This window comes from Sporomusaceae bacterium ACPt, from assembly GCA_041428575.1.
Classification (GTDB): Bacteria; Bacillota; Negativicutes; order Sporomusales; family Sporomusaceae; genus Sporomusa_D; species Sporomusa_D carbonis.
This window is the reverse complement of the sequence record CP155570.1, coordinates 2,327,501-2,345,000: the sequence shown is the minus strand read 5'-3', so window position 1 is coordinate 2,345,000 and position 17,500 is coordinate 2,327,501. Positions and strand designations below refer to the sequence as shown.

The following is a 17,500-nucleotide window of genomic DNA, read 5'->3' as shown; positions in this document are numbered from 1 at the left end:
ACCCGGGGAACTGAAACATCTAAGTACCCGGAGGAAAAGTAATCAAACGAGATTCCCTAAGTAGCGGCGAGCGAACGGGGAAGAGCCCAAACCAGAGAGCTTTTGCTCTTTGGGGTTGAGGACCGGCGGAAGTTGAGCCAGGTCTAGTCGAACTACCTGGAAAGGTAGGCCGCAGAAGGTAACAGCCCTGTAGGCGAAAGACAGAGGCGAAACGGCTGGAATCCAGAGTACCACGGGACACGAGGAACCCTGTGGGAAGCAGGGGGGACCACCCTCCAAGGCAAAATACTCCTTGGCGACCGATAGCGCATAGTACCGTGAGGGAAAGGTGAAAAGCACCCCGGGAGGGGAGTGAAAGAGAACCTGAAACCGTATGTCTACAAGCAGTCGAAGACCCTTATGTGGTCAACGGCGTGCCTATTGAAGAATGAACCGGCGAGTTACAGTAACTAGCGAGGTTAAGTGGAAAACACGGAGCCGAAGCGAAAGCGAGTCTAAATAGGGCGATAGTTAGTTATTGTAGACCCGAAACCGCAGTGATCTATCCATGACCAGGGTGAAGCGCAGGTAAAAATGCGTGGAGGCCCGAACCCGTGAGCGTTGAAAAGCTTTGGGATGAGTTGTGGATAGGGGTGAAATGCCAATCGAACGCGGAGATAGCTGGTTCTCCCCGAAATAGCTTTAGGGCTAGCCTCAAGAGGTAAGTACAGACGGTAGAGCACTGATAGGGCTAGGGGCCGTTTAGGTTACTGAACCTTGTCAAACTGCGAATGGCTGTACTCAAAACTTGGGAGTCAGACTACGAGTGATAAGATCCGTGGTCAAGAGGGAAACAGCCCAGACCATCAGCTAAGGTCCCGAATGCCGTACTAAGTGGCAAAGGATGTGCAATTTCCGAAACAACCAGGATGTTGGCTTAGAAGCAGCCACCATTCAAAGAGTGCGTAATAGCTCACTGGTCGAGAGATTGTGCGCCGAAGATGACCGGGGCTAAAGTACGGAACCGAAGCTATGGCATGTCTAACGACATGGGTAGGGGAGCGTTCTATACCCGGTGAAGGTATACCGGAAGGAGTACTGGAGAGTATAGAAGTGAGAATGCCGGTATGAGTAGCGAAAAGACAAGTGAGAATCTTGTCCACCGAAAGCCTAAGGATTTCTGAGGAAGGATCGTCCGCTCAGAGTCAGTCGGGACCTAAGCCGAGGCGAGGATGCGTAGGCGATGGACAACTGGTTAACATTCCAGTACCACCCGGAGTCGATTGAGCGAAGGAGTGACACAGAAGGGCAGGCAAGCGCGAGGATGGAAAGTCGCGTCTAAACTTGTAGGGTGCATCACAGGCAAATCCGTGATGCGAAAAGCCTGAGGAGTGACGGGGAGCTGTTAGAAATAAGAGCGAACTTGCTGAACCCCGGCTGTCAAGAAAAGCTTCTAGCGAGACAAAAGGTGCCCGTACCGCAAACCGACACAGGTAGGCGGGGAGAGAATCCTAAGGTGCGCGGGAGAACCCTCGTTAAGGAACTCGGCAAAATGTCCCCGTAACTTCGGGAAAAGGGGAGCCTCGGATGTGTACACTTGAAACGGTGGAAGCATAAAGAGGTTGCAAAAGAGAGGCCCAAGCGACTGTTTACCACAAACACAGGTGCCTGCTAAAGCGAAAGCTGACGTATAGGTGCTGACACCTGCCCGGTGCCGGAAGGTTAAGGGGAGCGGTTAGAGCAATCGAAGCTGCGAACTGAAGCCCCGGTAAACGGCGGCCGTAACTATAACGGTCCTAAGGTAGCGAAATTCCTTGTCGGGTAAGTTCCGACCCGCACGAAAGGTGTAACGACTTGGGCACTGTCTCAACGAGGGACCCGGTGAAATTGAAATACCTGTGAAGATGCAGGTTACCCGCGACTGGACAGAAAGACCCCATGGAGCTTTACTGCAACCTGACATTGAGTTTTGGTAAATGATGTACAGGATAGGTGGGAGGCTGAGAAGCTAGGACGCAAGTCTTGGTGGAGCCGATGTTGGGATACCACCCTTTATTTACTGGAGTTCTAACCGAAGGAGTAACGAGACTCGGGACAGTGTCAGGCGGGCAGTTTGACTGGGGCGGTCGCCTCCGAAAGAGTAACGGAGGCGCCCAAAGGTTCCCTCAGCGCGGATGGAAATCGCGCGAAGAGTGTAAAGGCAGAAGGGAGCTTGACTGCGAGACAGACAAGTCGAGCAGGGACGAAAGTCGGGCTTAGTGATCCGGTGGTACCGAGTGGAAGGGCCATCGCTCAACGGATAAAAGCTACCCTGGGGATAACAGGCTAATCTCTCCCAAGAGTCCATATCGACGGGGAGGTTTGGCACCTCGATGTCGGCTCATCACATCCTGGGGCTGAAGTAGGTCCCAAGGGTTGGGCTGTTCGCCCATTAAAGTGGTACGTGAGCTGGGTTCAGAACGTCGTGAGACAGTTCGGTCCCTATCCATCGCGGGCGCAAGAGACTTGAAGGGAACTGCTCCTAGTACGAGAGGACCGGAGTGGACGGACCAATGGTGTACCAGTTATTCCGCCAGGAGTACAGCTGGGTAGCTACGTCCGGAAAGGATAAACGCTGAAAGCATCTAAGCGTGAAACCAGCCTTAAGATGAGGTCTGTCATTCGAAAGAAGTAAGGCCCCTTACAGATGATAAGGTAGATAGGCCAGGTGTGTAAGTGGAGCAATCCATTGAGCTGACTGGTACTAATCGGCCGAGGACTTGACTTAAACAAGCGAGCCAAAAGTTTAAGAGCGAAAGCGATAAGCAGAGAGCCCAAGAAGGCGAGCCGAGAGGCGAAGGCTGATTGGTGCGAATCGCTTAGTTCCGAGCGTTAGCGAGGAACATCCTATATTGCGCAGTCTTTCTTCTGTGACAGTTTTGAGGGAGCATACCTGTATGGGCGATTAGGAAATTGCTGATTGGTAACAAAAAACACTCACTTTTGTGAGTGTTTTTTGTTTATTCTTCAATTATTTCTGAAAAATAGATTACAGTTACTATATCATCTGCACTAATTGATTTTTGATAAATCTTTTCGAAAAAGATAAGAAGTTCGTCTACTGATTTAATTTCTGGGTTTTGATGATCCAAATCGTGGGTGGTAAGTTCGGAAAACTTTTTTATCAATACTCTGTCAATCATAGCTGGATATAGTTTTCTTTTAGTTTCAAATTTTTTACCAACAGTAATCCAGACGATTGAGTTTTCCGGATATGTACTCCGCATGTCCCCTAAACGAACAGTGCAGTTTTTCTGACGGGAAATTAGTAGCTTTTCGTGATTTGGCGACTGAAAATTAAGCGCAAACATAGTTTCCCTCCTTGTTAGTTTTTTTTATTGCATTGTATAGTATCATTATATTCTTTAATTTGTTAATTATCAAAGGAAACTGTTATGTGTTTTACATTTATATGTAGATATAATCGTTTAAGAGATTTTTTTCCAGCGTAACAGGTAACAGGTAATCCGGCGATAGCCGGTCATCAATACCAGCACCACTGCTCCGATGACAATAATCCCGGCGACTACCCGCGGGTAATCGGCAAAATCAGAAAAGTACTTTACATACCAGCCGAGGCCGCTGGTGGCACCGATCATCTCTGCCGCCGTTAATAAAATGAAAGCCAGTACCAAGCTAATTGCTCCGCCGCTGACAATATGCGGCATGGCGCCAGGCAAGAGAATATGAATCAGCATAGACCGGCGGCTTACTCCCAGACTTCTTGCCGAGTCAATAAGTCCTTTTTCCAGAGATTCTACTCCTGATACTGTATTGATGAACAATGGCCAGAAGGCTCCGATAAAAATTACAAATATGGAGGAAAGGGTGAAAGTTGGCAGGAGAGCGATTGCATACGGGATGTAAACAATGGGTGGAATAGGTCCTAATATATTAGTGGCTGGTTCAATGGCTAAACGCAAGCGGCGATTGGCGCCAATGATGAGTCCAAGCGGAATGGCGCTGATAAGAGCAAGGCTATAGCCAAAGAACAATAGATTCATAGAACTGAAAAGGCTTTTTATAAAAACTTCCCGGTCTTCTGCAAGTAACGCTAAGACTTTAAGCGGCGGCGGAAAGAGAGCAGAATCCAAAAGCGTCAGCCAGACTGTTGTCAACTGCCAGACTAAAAGTAGTAATCCTGCAAGTAGCAAGCGATCGCGAGTGGTCTGGATCATATGCCTGATCCTCCTTCTACTTCTAGTAATTCTTCAAGAATTTCCTGTTGAAGCAAAGATAAAATCTCATTTCGCAGTCCGGTATATAGGGGATCTTGGACAAGTAAAAAACGTCTTCTGGGCCTGGGGAAGGGAACTTCGATAATTTTTTTGATTCTACCAGGACCAGGAGTAAAGACGGCGATGTGGTCGGCAAGATAGAGGGCTTCGTCAATGTCATGAGTTACGAGAAAAACAGTTTTCTTTTTACCTGCTCCCACCCACAACTGGAGGAGGAGTTCCTGTAAACTTACCCGGTTTTTGGCGTCAACGGCGCCAAAGGGCTCATCCATTAGATAAACAGGAGCATCTAAGGCAAAGGCACGGGCGATAGCCACCCGCTGCCTCATGCCGCCTGAAAGTTCACCAGGGTATTTAGAGCGGACACTACTCAGCCCCACCATACTCAGTAGGTGATGCGCCTCTTGTTCGGCGCTTAATCCACTGGCACGGCCGGATTCTTTCAGGGCAAAAACAATGTTGTCAAGGGCTGTCATCCAGGGGAAGAGGGAATAGTCTTGGAAAACAATGGCCCGGTCTGGCCCTGGCCCCCGGATGGGAAGCCCGTTAAGATAAATTCTGCCAGAGGTCGGCGCGGTAAGTCCTGCTAAGAGGCCGATGGTGGAGCTTTTGCCGCAGCCGCTGGGGCCAACTACCGCCATAAATTCGCCTTCCTTGATTGTTAGGGATAAATCAGTTACGGCCGGGTGTTCATCGCCCGGATAAGTAAGGGATACAGAGTCCAGAGTCAGGGCAGCCACAGGCGCTCCTCCTTTCAAGCCGTTAATTCTATAGATCGTTGATGGCAAAGTCTTGGTCCAGCTTCTGATAGGTGGTATTTTGCGGTTCACGCCGCTTAAGTTCATCAAGAGCTGTTCGATAAATATCAGTATTAACATGTTTGGAGATATCAATGTCACTCTGGATGTAACCGGCATCTTTCATAGCCTCCCAAAAGGCAATGAACCGCTTTTTATCCGGGTCAGGAATGCTGTGAATGTGGCCGCTGTAAGTGGCTTTTCTGAGCAGATCTCTGTCTAGCTTCACATATTTACTCATAATGTCGAGGGTTTCGTCTTGATGATTTATATAAAAATCATAGGCTCGAATGTTAGCACGGGTAAAGCGTACATAGGCTTCTTTATTGTTTTTTAGTTTGTCTTCCAAAGCTACAACCCGGCAGCAAACATGACCGTCCATATGCTCTGACGACCAGGATACAATTTTTAAACCTTGCTGTTCAGCCATCTCGGAAAATGGTACCCAGATCAAGCCGGCATCCGCAGCGCCTTTTTTTACAGCTTCCAGCACAGCAGAAGGCGAGTCGAGCTCCTGAATTGTTACTTGTGTTTTCCAGTCAATACCGGCTTTAGACATGGCCGACCGCCATACGGCATCACCTGTTGCCAGGCGGACGGTGGCTACTTTTTTGCCGATAAAGCTTTGCAGGGTTGTAAATTGCTGAGCGTTTTCCGGTTTGGTGATAATCGCATGTCCTTCGCTTTGCATGCCCCCAATATTTACGAACGGGGTTCCTTTAGATATGAAGACCTGGGGGGCGGCTGTGCCGAAAGAACCGGCGTCCAGTTTACCGGCCTTAATGGCATTAAGACCTTCGCCGGAGTTGGTGAATTGGAAGAGTTCCGCGTCCAGCCCTTCCTGGTCATAAAAGCCTTTTTCTTTGGCGACAAAATACAGTACATGGCCGACAGCAGGCAGATAGCCAATTTTAAATTTGATTTTATCGGCTGGAGTTGGTTGGGGTGCAGATTGTGCCGCAGGTTTGGCCTGCTGCTGGCCGCAGCCGGTGAGTAACAGGCTTAGGAATGAGGCTATTATAATGGTAATGGTAAGTAACCGGTGTTTAAACACAAGATATCACTTCTTTTCTTCCTGCAAGAGGCGTTTGTAGTAAAAGCCGCTGGTATACAGCGCTGCTGCCGGGTTATGACCTAGTACCCGGTCTTTAGTGATTAATGTGGTAACAGGAGCGTCAGAATACTTGATGAACAGAGAATCATGACCAACACATAAGCCAACAATGACATTCAGGTCGGTGCCGGCTTGATTAAGCAGTCTGGCCTGGAGAACAGGATTGCACAGAGACTCATGACAACCTTTTTGTACTTTGTATTCAGGCGGTATCCCAATCTCAGTCTTATCAAGAGAGCCTACCTTGCACAGTACGCTATAACTGTCAAGCCCTTTGACGGCAAGTGCTTTTACAAAAATACGGGTTTCTTCAATGAGGCCGATACAGGTGGCAATACCGATTTTTTTAGCATTAATCCGTTTAGCAAAGGCAATAATCTCTTCCACTCTGGTAAGTTTACCGTAATACAGGCCTTCTATTTCCGCTGCGGCGAGAGCCATCCGGCGATCAGGACCTTCGGTCTGGTAGATAGACTTTACTGTTGCAATTTCATTAGCGATATCTGCATTACCATGAGTAGTGGTAGTAAGGCAAAAATCGGGAAAATGCTTGTCACGGCGATAACAGTTAAGTTGGCTGCAGTTGGCGCAGCTCAACTCGCCGGAAGCAGTATGGTTACTCATTATTTTGAACCTCCTTAAAAGTTCAAGCATTTAACAAAAGTTTTGTCAAAGTCGGTAAAGGTGGCTAATTCTAACACTTCGGCATCTTTTACCAAACCGGCAATCGTTTTCCTGGCTGTTTGGTTGAGAAGTATGGCCTGGCCGCCAGTTTTGGCCGTATTGCCGAGAAAGCTTATTTTATTGTGAAAAGGCTTCGGTAACATGCCAATATTGATTAAACTGTTGGCGTTAAGATGGAATCCGAAAGAACCGGCAATAAATACGCGCTCAACGCTGGCAGGAGCAATACTACGGTCAGCTAACAAACACTCGATGCCGGCACGAATCGCACCTTTGGCAAGTTGCACCTGACGGATGTCTTTTTGTGAGAGGTGGATGGCCTGATCAATTATAAAGACTGTTTTGCCATTATCTTTGTGCAGCCGTTCCTTTAGGGGAGCCGGAATATCATTTTCCCAACCGCCCAATTTACCGTTTTTGTTAATTATGCCGGTTCTGACCAGTTCACCGGCAATATCCAGCAGTCCGCTGCCACATATGCCAGTTACCGGATTGTCGGCAATGGTTTTGTACTCTACTTCGCCGTTGGGAGCAATCCGGAATTTTTCAATAGCTCCCGGTGCCGCTCGCATGCCGTAGGTTATGTTCATGCCTTCAAAGGCAGGTCCGGCAGCTGTTGAGGTGACCGAAAGCCGCCCATCCACGGCAAGTGCCATTTCGCCATTGGTGCCGATATCGACAAATAGCGTCACTCCTTTGAGGTTGACTAAATCGGCGGCCAGAATTCCTGCCGTTATATCAGCGCCCACGTACGCCGATATGATTGGCGGCAGATAGACTTGAGCAAATGGCGCGGCATTAAGGCCGAGGCAGGCAGCAGAATGATAACTGTTGCCCCACAGTACGGGGGTATAAGGGTACTTACCCAGCGGGGCGGGGTCTGTACCGGTGGCCAGATGCAGCATGCAGGTGTTGCCGCTAAATACTATTTCATAAATTGTTTGCGGGCAAATCCCTGTCTGCTCAACCAGGTCATCAATCATGGCGTTAATGGCGCCGGTGATGCCGGTGTATAGAACCGACAGCCCTTCAGCTGTTGATCCTAGTTTGATGCGGGACAAGACATCCTGGGCGTGCAGGCTCTGCGGGTTAAGAGCCGATATTGCCGCCAGTTCACGGCCAGTGGTTAAGTCAAACAGTGCGGCCACCAGGGTGGTAGTGCCAATATCTACAACCAAGCCATGCGAGATTCCGGCGGTATTGCCTGACTCGGTTCCCAGTATGGCTGTTCCCGACAATACTAAAGTTTCGTTGCGGTCGGAAACATACTGTTTAGTAATGGCGGGCTCTAAGGCTACAGCTAAATGGCGGCCCTGGCTTACTACCTGGACATCGTTCTTGTCCTGCCGGTCGATTAGGTAAATGTCAATGAACTGAGCATTATCGAGACCTCCGGGAATTTGAGTCATGCAGCTTAGAAAGATATTCTGACTGATTTCGTCGGGAGTCAGGGTATGGTGGCAACTGTGCTGGTCATTATCACCGGAATGGGAAAATGCGGGAATACGCACTTTGCATTTGTTGCACGTGCCGGCGCCATTACATGGTGATTCTACCAGTACTCCGGCTGCCCGGGCAGCAGCAAGCACAGTGGTGCTTTCATGCACCTCAAGGCAAACGGGCGCGGCGGCGTTGGTGGTGTTTGCTGGCCAAAAGCGCACTGTGGGCACAGTATCACTCCTTCTTTACCGTAGATGTCATCGCCCGGATATGCGACAAGGCACTGGAGGTGCTCAGGCCGCAGGCTGGGGATATGATGTTTACGCCATCGGCTATTAAGTTGCTGGTTTGCAGGGCCACTTTTTCGGCAGGGCCGTATTCTAGCAGATACGTACTGATATTTCCCATAGTAGTTATGCCGGGAAACTCGTCTTTAAGCTGTTTTAAGTTCACGATGGCGTCAGTGCTGATGGCATCGGCCTTGAATGCAGGCAGGAGATGCTTGGCGCTGCTCAAGTTACCGCAAATATGAAGAATAACCGGGACTTGTTTTTGATGGACAGCAGCAATCAGTCTGTTAATATAAACAACCGGGTATTCGGCAAACATCTTGGGTCCGAGGATTTCTCCCGTGGCCGTAGGGTCACCAATGGCAATGACGGCGGCGCCATGGTCGATGAGCGCGAGGGCATAGGCAATCAGAAAGCCTGTGACATAGTCAAGAAGCCGGTGGGAGGAAACAGGGTCTTTGCGTAAATCTTTCAGGAATTGTACCGGGTCAACTATGGATGCCGCCGTACTTACCGGGCCGGTCAGACTGCCAATTACCGGAATGTCGGGATGCTGTTTTGCCAGGATGGCTGCCGCCTGGCATACCGTGGCAATTCTGCCGGAACTTAGCATAGTTGGGATATCTTTATATACGACAGCAGCTGCGGATGAAAATGCTTCGCGGGTGATTTTAGGCTCGCATTCCAGTGTGCCTAAATCAATTTCGCTGCCCAGAACCTCGGCTTCCACCGTCATGCAAAAAGGCAGGCCCAGGTTTTCAAAACCGGTATATTGTTGTACAGCTGCAGCCAATCCGGCCATAAGAACGGCGTCGGAATGAGCGGCAGGCAGGGTCTGCCCGGAACGCTGCATAACATCGACAATGGCAGCGTTCATCATCCCTCCGGTACAAATAACCGGCGGGCGGTCAACCGGTTGTTTTTGCAGAACGCCCAGCAGGCGTTCTTTGGCAGTTAGGGTTGGCACTTAACTCCACCTCCGCTGTAGATCAAAAAGTTTTTCTTCTGTTAGGGGATAGCCTATTTCTCTTACGGCGTCAAGCATAGCGTCAATGTTAATGAATGGAGTTTCGGTCGGTAGACTGCAGCCTGAGGCCACAATATATCCTTTGGGATTGTCCCAGGCTTCCCGGACAGCATCAAGCACGGCCAGGCGGATATCGGCAGGAGTGCCTTGTAACATAATCTCTGAGGGCTTAACATTGCCCATGAGCCGGACCCGGTCACCCACCTGGCGTTTGGCTTCAGTCAGGCTGGCGGCATTGTCAATACTGATGCAGTTGGCACCGGCCTCAGCCATCTGATCCCAGATTTTTGCGGTCTTGCCGCAGATGTGGAGGGTGACCGGTTTGCCACGGGAGTGAATATAATCAATCAGCTGTTTCAGGTATGGGAAGGAAAATTCTTTGAAATATCCGGGACTGATGATGGTAGCAGACGACATGGGGTCAGTCAAGCTGGGGGTGCAGCCGGCGTCAATGATCGCTTTGGCGTAGTTTAAACAGGTTTCCAGCGACAGGCGGCATAAACGGTGTACAGCTTCAGGATTTTTACCGACCAGCCGGGTCAGGGTTTCGGCGCCAATTAAGAACGAAGCATTGGTAAAGGGGCCGGTTAGTGCGCCGGTTACAGGTACTTCATTGCCGATTGTATCTACCGCAATCTTCATTGCTTCCAGGTAGCGGGGCAGATGGCCGTCATGATACGGGTCAGCAGGTGTTAGGTTATCAATCTGTTTAACATCGGTTATGGCTGGCCGGTCAAGAAAAGCTGTTTCATCATCAGGATAGCGGACAACAGCGCCCATGGCCTCGGCTTGGCCATATAAATCAGTAAAAATACGGACAATGTCATAACCGAACCGGCGATATGCTTCAATTTGGGCTTTAGCCAGTAGTTTTCCGTCTTGTGGCAGTTCTGAAACTTTGACACCAATTACCCGGGCTGCCGTATTGCCGATAATGGGTACGCACGGCAGGCGGTCTACCGGGCGGCCTTGATTGTAGGCTGTAATACGTTCGATAGGGGTCATTTGATCTTTGACCATCAAGCAGCGCCTCCTGTCAGACGCCGGGCCAAACGGACCGCATCGGCAGCGTTAACGGCATAGCCGTCGGCCCCAATCCGGTCCGCGAAGGCCTGAGATACCGGACCGCCGCCAATCATGACTTTAAATCCATTCCGGATATTTTTCTTGTTCAACAAACGAATGACTTCGGCCATACCGTCCATAGTAGTTGTCATCAACGTGGATATGGCGATAATCGAGGCGCTTTCCGCTTGAGCCCGGCTAACAAAGGTACCAGGCGGTACATCCCGGCCCAGATCAATGATTTCATAACCGGCTGTTTCCAACATGATTTTGACCAGGTTTTTGCCAATGTCATGAGTATCGCCTTCAATTACGCCAATTACCACTTTTAATTTGTCGCCATCTGTCTCCTGTTTCTTAAGATGCGGCCTCAGTATGTTAAGACCGGCGTACATGGCGTCAGAACACATCAGAAGTTCAGGAATAAAGTACTCTTCCGCTTCGAAGAGTTTGCCGGCTTCTTCCATACCGGCCGCCAGTCCTTGCTCAATTGCTTCATAGGCATCAATGTTACTGGTAACTGCCTTATTGGCTGTTACTACTGCCTGTTCCTCATCCATATTAACGACAGCAGCCTTCAGTTCTTGGAGAACTGTTTCCTTAAGATGGTCTGTGTTTTGTGTCATATTTTTCCCCCTGTTACTTATTAATAATAAAAATAAAAGAAGGTCAAAAGAAGCTGTAAACTTCTTTTGGCCTTCAGTTGTCTGATCAGCCAGAAATATAAGATTTATTGTGGTAATTATATGCTGGCAGTAAAAAAATGTCAAGAATATTTTTCCTTTTTGTGTGATTTTTCTCTTTTGAAGGAATTGGCTTATTTGGACATTGCTTGGTCAAGATCAGCAATAAGGTCATCGACGTCTTCAATGCCGACTGACAGGCGGAGCAGGTATTCATTAATACCAAGACGCCGGCGAAGGTCAAGCGGCATGTCGGCATGGGTTTGTACTGACGGAAAAGTAATCAACGATTCGACACCGCCTAGGCTTTCGGCAAATTGGTGCACTTTGACTTTGCGTAATATTTGTTCCGGGAGCCGGGGGTGGTCGACTGAGAAAGATAACATGCCGCCATACCCGGTGGCCTGAGCATCATGGATAGCTTTGCCTGGGTGTTCTGCAAGCCCGGGATAATAGACTGCAGTTACACTCGGGTGATTTTTCAGCCATTTAGCGATAGTTAATGCATTTTCCTGGTGTCGGCGCATCCTAAGGACCAGTGTTTTTAGTCCTCTCATAAGCAGCCAGCTGTCCTGGGGACCGAGGACAGCGCCAGCGGCGTTCTGGATAAATTTAATTTGTTCGGAAAGACAGGCATTGCCTGTGACCACTACACCGCATACCACATCATTGTGGCCGGCCAGATACTTGGTGCCGCTATGGATGACAAGGTCGGCGCCCAAGGTCAGCGGTCGCTGAAAATACGGTGAAAGAAAAGTATTGTCGACAATAGTATGGATTGGTCTGGCAGGGTTTTTCCGGGCCAAAGCTACGATGGCGGCAATATCGGCTATTTTCATCAATGGGTTGGTAGGGGTTTCTACAATAATGGCTTTAGTATTTGGTTTGATAACTTTCCGGATTTCTTCCAGGTTACTGGTATCAACAAAGTTTACTTCCAGACCGAACTGGACAAGGATTTTGTCTAGTACCCTGTATGTGCCGCCATAACAGTCTTCAGTCACAATAAGGTGGTCGCCCGGGCGGTACAGCATCAGGACGGCGGTAATTGCGGCCATGCCTGTGGCAAAGGCAAAGCCTGCATGGCCTGCTTCCAGAATGGCTAAAGCTTCTTCAACAGCTTGACGGGTAGGGTTTTGCGACCGGGAATAGTCAAAACCGGTGCTTTGACCTAAAGCCGGATGGCGGAAGGTAGCGGTCTGGTAAATCGGTGTGCTGATGGCGCCGGTTGTTTTATCGGTCACAAGACCGGCATGGACGGCTTGAGTAGCGAATTTTAATGATTTCATACAGGAATCCTCCTCCAGGTTCTATATTGGTTTCAAGTAAAAAATAAAACGGTTCTTCCCGAAAGAAGAACCGTCAGTTGCAGAACGAAACTCATCTTCCGGATTGCTCCGCTGGATTTAGCACCTTGCATAAATGCCGGTTGCCGGGTGTCATAGGGCCAGTCCCTCGACCACTCTTGATAAGTTTAATTGTTTATTTTTTATTGTTTATTATTCTGCCATGAATGATAAATAATGTCAATATAAAAACAAAAAAGATTCTTTTGGTTAGGGTTGACAGCCGAATGGCAGTATGCTACCATAAATTTCAAGCAAGATACCATGGTATGATATTACAGGTTTTGAAAAAATTTGCTGACCGGAAAACCGGAGGCAGCTAAGGCTGAAATAGCCTTGGTTGCCTCCTTTTATTTTATTATAGGCATGTAGAGGAGTGAGCGGGTGATGACGGTAGTGGTCATTGGCGCGGATTATTTAGGCGCAATAGAAAAGAAACTGCGTGAGTTGGGCATAACCGAGATTGCCCATATCACCGGTCGCTGTCCGGGTGAGATTAAGAAAATCAGTATTCCGAAGACAGCAGCATTTGTGCTGGTTTTTACCGACTATGTCAATCACAACATTGCCAAAGTAGTAAAAAACCAAGCAAAAGCACAGGACGTTCCGTTGGTATATGCAAAACGGTCGTGGTGTGCCGTAGAACAAAAACTGGCAGGACTGAGTTTACGCGCTTCTTAAAGTTTACTGAGGAAAGGAGAAAAGTTGATGCCTGAATCAGTCAGGACTTCGTTGTCAGTCAAGGCTTCACAAAATCCAAGTGTTACGGGAGATAACCGTCCAGCAGTGAAAATGCTACTGCCTGGATTCCTATAGCCATGGTTGTGTTTCCCACCAGTTTTGCGGCAAGCATTTTTTTGATTGCCCTGTCCTGCTGGTTTTCCATCACCGTCATGACTTGGTCGGGCGTGGCGAATGTTAGTAAGTCATACTACGAGGTAGCCCGCAGTTTAGGAGCTGACGAATGGTATCTTATTACCCGGGTAGCCTTGCCTGCTGCAATGCCGTCCATCTTTGTCGGGCTGTTCATGGGATTGGGTATGGCGTTTGTCACCCTGGTGGTGGGTGAAATGCTTGGTGTCAAAGCAGGTTTAGGCTGGATTATCGCCTGGGCCCAGGGATGGGCCGAATACAGCAAGGTCTATGCGGCGCTCGTTATTATGGCGTTGTTGTTTTCGATGCACGGGGTATTCCCTGGCGGCAAAAAGGGGAAGTGGACGACTACCTTGAACTGGTGGGACTATGCTTTACCAGTGAAGCTCATGAAAAATTCGGTCGAATTCATTTGCCGGTCAGTCCTTTGTGCAATATTCAGTGCCGTTTTTGTAAGCGGGGTTTTAACAAACAGGAGCATTGCCCCGGTGTAAGCCGTGGTTTGCTAAAACCGGCGGAAGCTGTCGGCGTACTGGAAAAGGCGCTCAAACTATGTCCGGACATTACTGTGGTAGGTATTGCCGGCCCCGGCGACACCTTGGCCGGTGATTATGCCTTAGATACTTTCCGGTTGGTTCATCAGCGCTACCCGGAATTAATTAAATGCTTGAGCACTAACGGCCTGCTGCTAAAAGAAAAAGCTGAGGGTCTGGCGGGAGCAGGGGTAAAAACAATTACCGTAACCATGAATGCTGTAGACATTAAAACTCTGGCGCAAATTTGTTCCCATATTACATTTAATGGTCAGTATATAACCGGGGAAGTATATAACCGGGGAAATGGCGGCACGGTGGCTTGTCCTGGCGCAGTTGGCAGGCATTGAAAAAGCCGTAAGCTTGGGGATTATTGTAAATCAATACTGTTCTCATTCCGGGGGTCAATGACCGCAACATTAGCGATATTGCCAAGACCGCGGCAAAGGTGGGAGCATCTTTTATCAATATTATTCCGCTTATACCCCAGCATGAGTTCCGAAATCACCGGCCGCCTGACTGCCGGGAGTTAAAGGCGGCACGGACAGCGGCAGAGGAATACTTGCCGGTATTCAGACATTGTCGGCAGTGTCGTGCTGATGCCTGCGGTATACCGGGAGGAACGGATTTTACCGACAAACTGTACGACCAGCGGCTAATAGCCGTTTCTCACGGCTGAGCCAAAGTAGATATCATCATCATACTGAGTCCAAAGTTCCTTCACCCCTTGAAGTACAAGAATTACGGGATTGGGCCGCCAAATGGGCCAATAATCTGGTAGCGCTTGAGACAGGGGAAGTCCGTGATTCAGCACAAGGAATTTAGGAAAGGGTGAGGTAGACATGAGCTATTTTGAACTAAAAGAGCCGCCACGGCGGGAGGACAGACTCAAAGCATGCATTGCCTACGGGACAACATTGGGAGAAGTGGCTGGCCGCCGGCTGCGCTGCACTTTGGCTGACGGAGAGCGCAGTTTTACCCAAAATTCCATCTGCCTGCTCTTACCGGCGTTAGGGACTATGAACAGCATACCCAATAGTGTAGTGCTTATGCACGGCGGTCTGGGATGCGGGTCATCCAGCCACGGCGGCAATGCCGCCGTTCGTGCCGGTAACAATCAGCGCTGGGGTATAGTAAAGAACGGCACCTGGTTGTCTACCGGCCTAACCGAAACCGATGTTATCGGCGGTGGCGAAACCAAACTGGCCCGAGCCATCATAGAAGTTGACCGGCGCTACCGGCCTGCTGTTATTTTTGTAGTGGCCAGCTGCGTTCCTGGCATAATCGGTGATGATGTGGATGGGGTGGCTGAACAGGTTCAAGCTGAAGTACAAGCCAAAATTTTGCCTGTCCATTGCGAAGGCTTTAAGACCAAAATCTGGGCGACAGCCTATGACGCTGTGTATCACGCCATCGGCAAAACGCTGTTACCCAATAGCAGGGAAATATCCATTAAAGAAAAAGCCGGTCCCTTAATAAATTTAATGAATATGTCTTCAATGGGGAGGGGAGACGAACAAGAGCTTGAGCGTTTGCTTAAGGTACTGGGTTTTGATGTTAACATATTCCCGGTGTTTGCTGATCCTGATAATATGCGGCGCATGACCCAGGCTGACTTATCGGTCAGCACTTGTCCGACCCATGATGATTATATGTTGAAACATTTGAAGGATAAATACGGGATACCGTTTATTATCAGACATATGCCAATCGGTATCGCGAATACCGGTAAATGGCTGCAGGATGTGGCCGAGTTTTTTGGTTTGGGTTCACAGGCCCAGGCTATCATTGCTTGTGAAGAAGCAGAACTTAAGGCGGCACTCGAACCATTGAGATCCATGTTCCAGGGGAAGAAGGCGTTTGTCAGCGCGGGTGAATTTCGGGCATTGTCTACTGCTATACTGCTGGCAGAATTAGGCTTTGAAGTAGTGGGAATCCGTGCTTTCCACCATGACGAGTTTGCTGAAGTAGAATACGAAAAGCTAGTTCGGATAACCGGCACAGACTGTCCCCTGAATATTGCCAACTGCCAGCCGTTTGAAGAGGCAAATTTGCTGCGACGGATAAAGCCGGATGTGTTTCTTGGCCATATGAACGGCAACAGCACAGCGGCTAAACTTGGTATTAGTACCCATGTCGTTTATAATGTCGGTCTCAACTATGTAGGCTACCGGGGCGCCTATGAACTGGCCCGCCGTTTATACCGGCAATTAAAAAATCCCCGGTTTAACCGTAATCTCAGCCGGTTTGCCAGTCTGCCGTACCAAGAATCCTGGTATCAAGAGAATCCATTTAAGTATATCAAGACTGCGGGAGGTGACGGGGATGAGTGATTATACCTTTATCGAAAGACCGCGTTATACCTGTGCCTTAGGCGGAGCAATCGCTACAGTAAGCGCACTGCCTAAAGCCATTCCTGTGTTACATGCGCCGCCCGGCTGTGCCGGCAATTTTACCTGGACTCAGGCCGGCGGTTGTGGTTTGCAGGTGGGCGGATACTGCGGCGGTCTCAGCATGCCTGGTTCAAATGTTCAGGAGAGGGACGTTGTATTTGGCGGAGCTGAACGGCTGGAGGAGGAAGTAAAGAATACGCTATCTATCATGCGAGGAGAACTGTATGTTGTAGTGACTAGCTGCGTCACTGAAGTCATTGGTGACGACGTTGCGTCGGTAGTACGGCCTTTGCAGGAAGACGGCATCCCCAGCTGCTGGAAGTCATGACCGAAGTTTGTGTAGCTTATCTGGCGCCGTCCATAGCCAAAGAGGCTAAGGTATTATCAATTGCTGAACCTACTGCCTCCGGTGACCTTATTTCTCGCCGGCATTTTGAAGAATTCGTTGCGCCGTATATTGGCAAGGTAGCCAAGCGGCTTAAAGAAAAAGGGGCCTATATTACTCTGCATATTTGCGGCAATATTAAAGACCGGCTGCACCTTGTTCCCTATTTACATATTGACATGTTATCTCTTGATTATAAGGTTGACCTAAGGTTGGCTCAGAACATTCTGGCCGGGAGAACAGCGGTGGCTGGTAACATGAACCCGGTACTGCTTAAAGATGCTGCTCCTGATAATATTATCCAGGCAGCCAGGCAGTGTATTGACCAAGCCGGCCGGGCGGAAAACTATATACTTATGCCTGGCTGTGATATTCCTCCGGGAGTACCGCTGGCTAACGTAATTGCCTTTATCGGTGCGGGTCAATAAGGGGACCAATTTGAAAATCTTGAAGTATGACTAAAGAAAATAAAAAATGATATTAGATATTGAAACAAAAGCTGAAGACCATTGGGTCTTTGGCTTTTTGTTAGATATTGATTACTCCAAAAAACATTGCAATAAATTGTTGACATAATGTAAATGACATGGTATTCTATATAAGTCACTGCGCTA

The 17,500-nt window shown here is 48.9% G+C and carries 17 protein-coding genes, 1 rRNA gene and 1 riboswitch (1 of these 19 only partly in view); of the genes, 8 read left to right on the top strand and 10 right to left on the bottom strand.

Annotation, left to right across the window (positions count from 1 at the left end):
- A 23S ribosomal RNA gene (locus tag SCACP_RS12130) occupies positions 1-2,746 on the top strand (it extends 171 nt beyond the left edge of the window).
- Positions 2,747-2,978: 232 nt separating this feature from the next.
- Here the strand turns inward: SCACP_RS12130 and SCACP_RS12125 are convergent.
- The 10 genes from SCACP_RS12125 to SCACP_RS12080 form a co-directional block, all read right to left on the bottom strand.
- Entirely contained in the window at positions 2,979-3,329 is a 351-nt protein-coding gene (locus SCACP_RS12125) for an ASCH domain-containing protein (protein WP_425057826.1), read from the bottom strand.
- 117 nt (positions 3,330-3,446) lie between these two features.
- Positions 3,447-4,196: an ABC transporter permease gene (locus tag SCACP_RS12120; protein WP_425057825.1), complete on the bottom strand. Its 750-nt coding sequence runs from the start codon at positions 4,194-4,196 to the stop codon at positions 3,447-3,449.
- Complete coding sequence (locus SCACP_RS12115) at positions 4,193-4,996, bottom strand: ABC transporter ATP-binding protein (RefSeq protein WP_425057824.1); 804 nt, start codon at positions 4,994-4,996, stop codon at positions 4,193-4,195. Before SCACP_RS12115 ends, SCACP_RS12120 begins: the two co-directional genes overlap by 4 nt.
- Before the next feature lie 28 nt (positions 4,997-5,024).
- Complete coding sequence (locus SCACP_RS12110; protein WP_425057823.1) at positions 5,025-6,107, bottom strand: ABC transporter substrate-binding protein; 1,083 nt, start codon at positions 6,105-6,107, stop codon at positions 5,025-5,027.
- Between the two features lie 6 nt (positions 6,108-6,113).
- Complete coding sequence (locus tag SCACP_RS12105; RefSeq protein WP_425057822.1) at positions 6,114-6,791, bottom strand: DUF1847 domain-containing protein; 678 nt, start codon at positions 6,789-6,791, stop codon at positions 6,114-6,116.
- A 14-nt stretch (positions 6,792-6,805) separates the two neighbouring features.
- Positions 6,806-8,521, bottom strand: coding sequence for an ASKHA domain-containing protein (locus tag SCACP_RS12100; RefSeq protein ID WP_425057821.1), 1,716 nt, complete (start codon positions 8,519-8,521; stop codon positions 6,806-6,808).
- Between the two features lie 4 nt (positions 8,522-8,525).
- Positions 8,526-9,548, bottom strand: a complete 1,023-nt coding sequence (locus SCACP_RS12095) for a uroporphyrinogen decarboxylase family protein (protein ID WP_425057820.1) — start codon at positions 9,546-9,548, stop codon at positions 8,526-8,528.
- Complete coding sequence (locus tag SCACP_RS12090) at positions 9,549-10,628, bottom strand: uroporphyrinogen decarboxylase family protein (protein WP_425057819.1); 1,080 nt, start codon at positions 10,626-10,628, stop codon at positions 9,549-9,551.
- A complete protein-coding gene (locus tag SCACP_RS12085) occupies positions 10,628-11,299 on the bottom strand; it encodes a corrinoid protein (protein WP_425057818.1) in 672 nt (223 codons plus the stop codon). The genes SCACP_RS12090 and SCACP_RS12085 overlap by 1 nt, the downstream gene beginning before the upstream one ends.
- 191 nt (positions 11,300-11,490) lie before the next feature.
- Positions 11,491-12,645: a trans-sulfuration enzyme family protein gene (locus SCACP_RS12080; protein WP_425057817.1), complete on the bottom strand. Its 1,155-nt coding sequence runs from the start codon at positions 12,643-12,645 to the stop codon at positions 11,491-11,493.
- Between the two features lie 88 nt (positions 12,646-12,733).
- A riboswitch (SAM riboswitch) is annotated at positions 12,734-12,831 on the bottom strand.
- Positions 12,832-13,089: 258 nt separating this feature from the next.
- Between SCACP_RS12080 and SCACP_RS12075 the strand changes: the two genes are divergently transcribed.
- The 7 genes from SCACP_RS12075 (at position 13,090) to SCACP_RS12045 (ending at position 17,314) form a co-directional block, all read left to right on the top strand.
- Entirely contained in the window at positions 13,090-13,383 is a 294-nt protein-coding gene (locus SCACP_RS12075) for a DUF2325 domain-containing protein (RefSeq protein WP_425061391.1), read from the top strand.
- 137 nt (positions 13,384-13,520) lie between these two features.
- Positions 13,521-14,069, top strand: coding sequence for an ABC transporter permease (locus SCACP_RS12070; protein ID WP_425057816.1), 549 nt, complete (start codon positions 13,521-13,523; stop codon positions 14,067-14,069).
- Complete coding sequence (locus tag SCACP_RS12065) at positions 13,988-14,458, top strand: radical SAM protein (protein WP_425057815.1); 471 nt, start codon at positions 13,988-13,990, stop codon at positions 14,456-14,458. Before SCACP_RS12070 ends, SCACP_RS12065 begins: the two co-directional genes overlap by 82 nt.
- A 98-nt stretch (positions 14,459-14,556) precedes the next feature.
- A complete protein-coding gene (locus tag SCACP_RS12060) occupies positions 14,557-14,787 on the top strand; it encodes a hypothetical protein (RefSeq protein WP_425057814.1) in 231 nt (76 codons plus the stop codon).
- A gap of 163 nt (positions 14,788-14,950) precedes the next feature.
- Positions 14,951-16,441 (top strand): nitrogenase component 1, encoded by a 1,491-nt coding sequence (locus tag SCACP_RS12055; RefSeq protein WP_425057813.1) that lies wholly within the window; start codon positions 14,951-14,953, stop codon positions 16,439-16,441.
- A complete protein-coding gene (locus SCACP_RS12050; RefSeq protein ID WP_425057812.1) occupies positions 16,434-16,829 on the top strand; it encodes a nitrogenase component 1 in 396 nt (131 codons plus the stop codon). Before SCACP_RS12055 ends, SCACP_RS12050 begins: the two co-directional genes overlap by 8 nt.
- A complete protein-coding gene (locus tag SCACP_RS12045; RefSeq protein WP_425057811.1) occupies positions 16,826-17,314 on the top strand; it encodes a uroporphyrinogen decarboxylase family protein in 489 nt (162 codons plus the stop codon). Before SCACP_RS12050 ends, SCACP_RS12045 begins: the two co-directional genes overlap by 4 nt.
- Positions 17,315-17,500 lie beyond the last annotated feature (186 nt).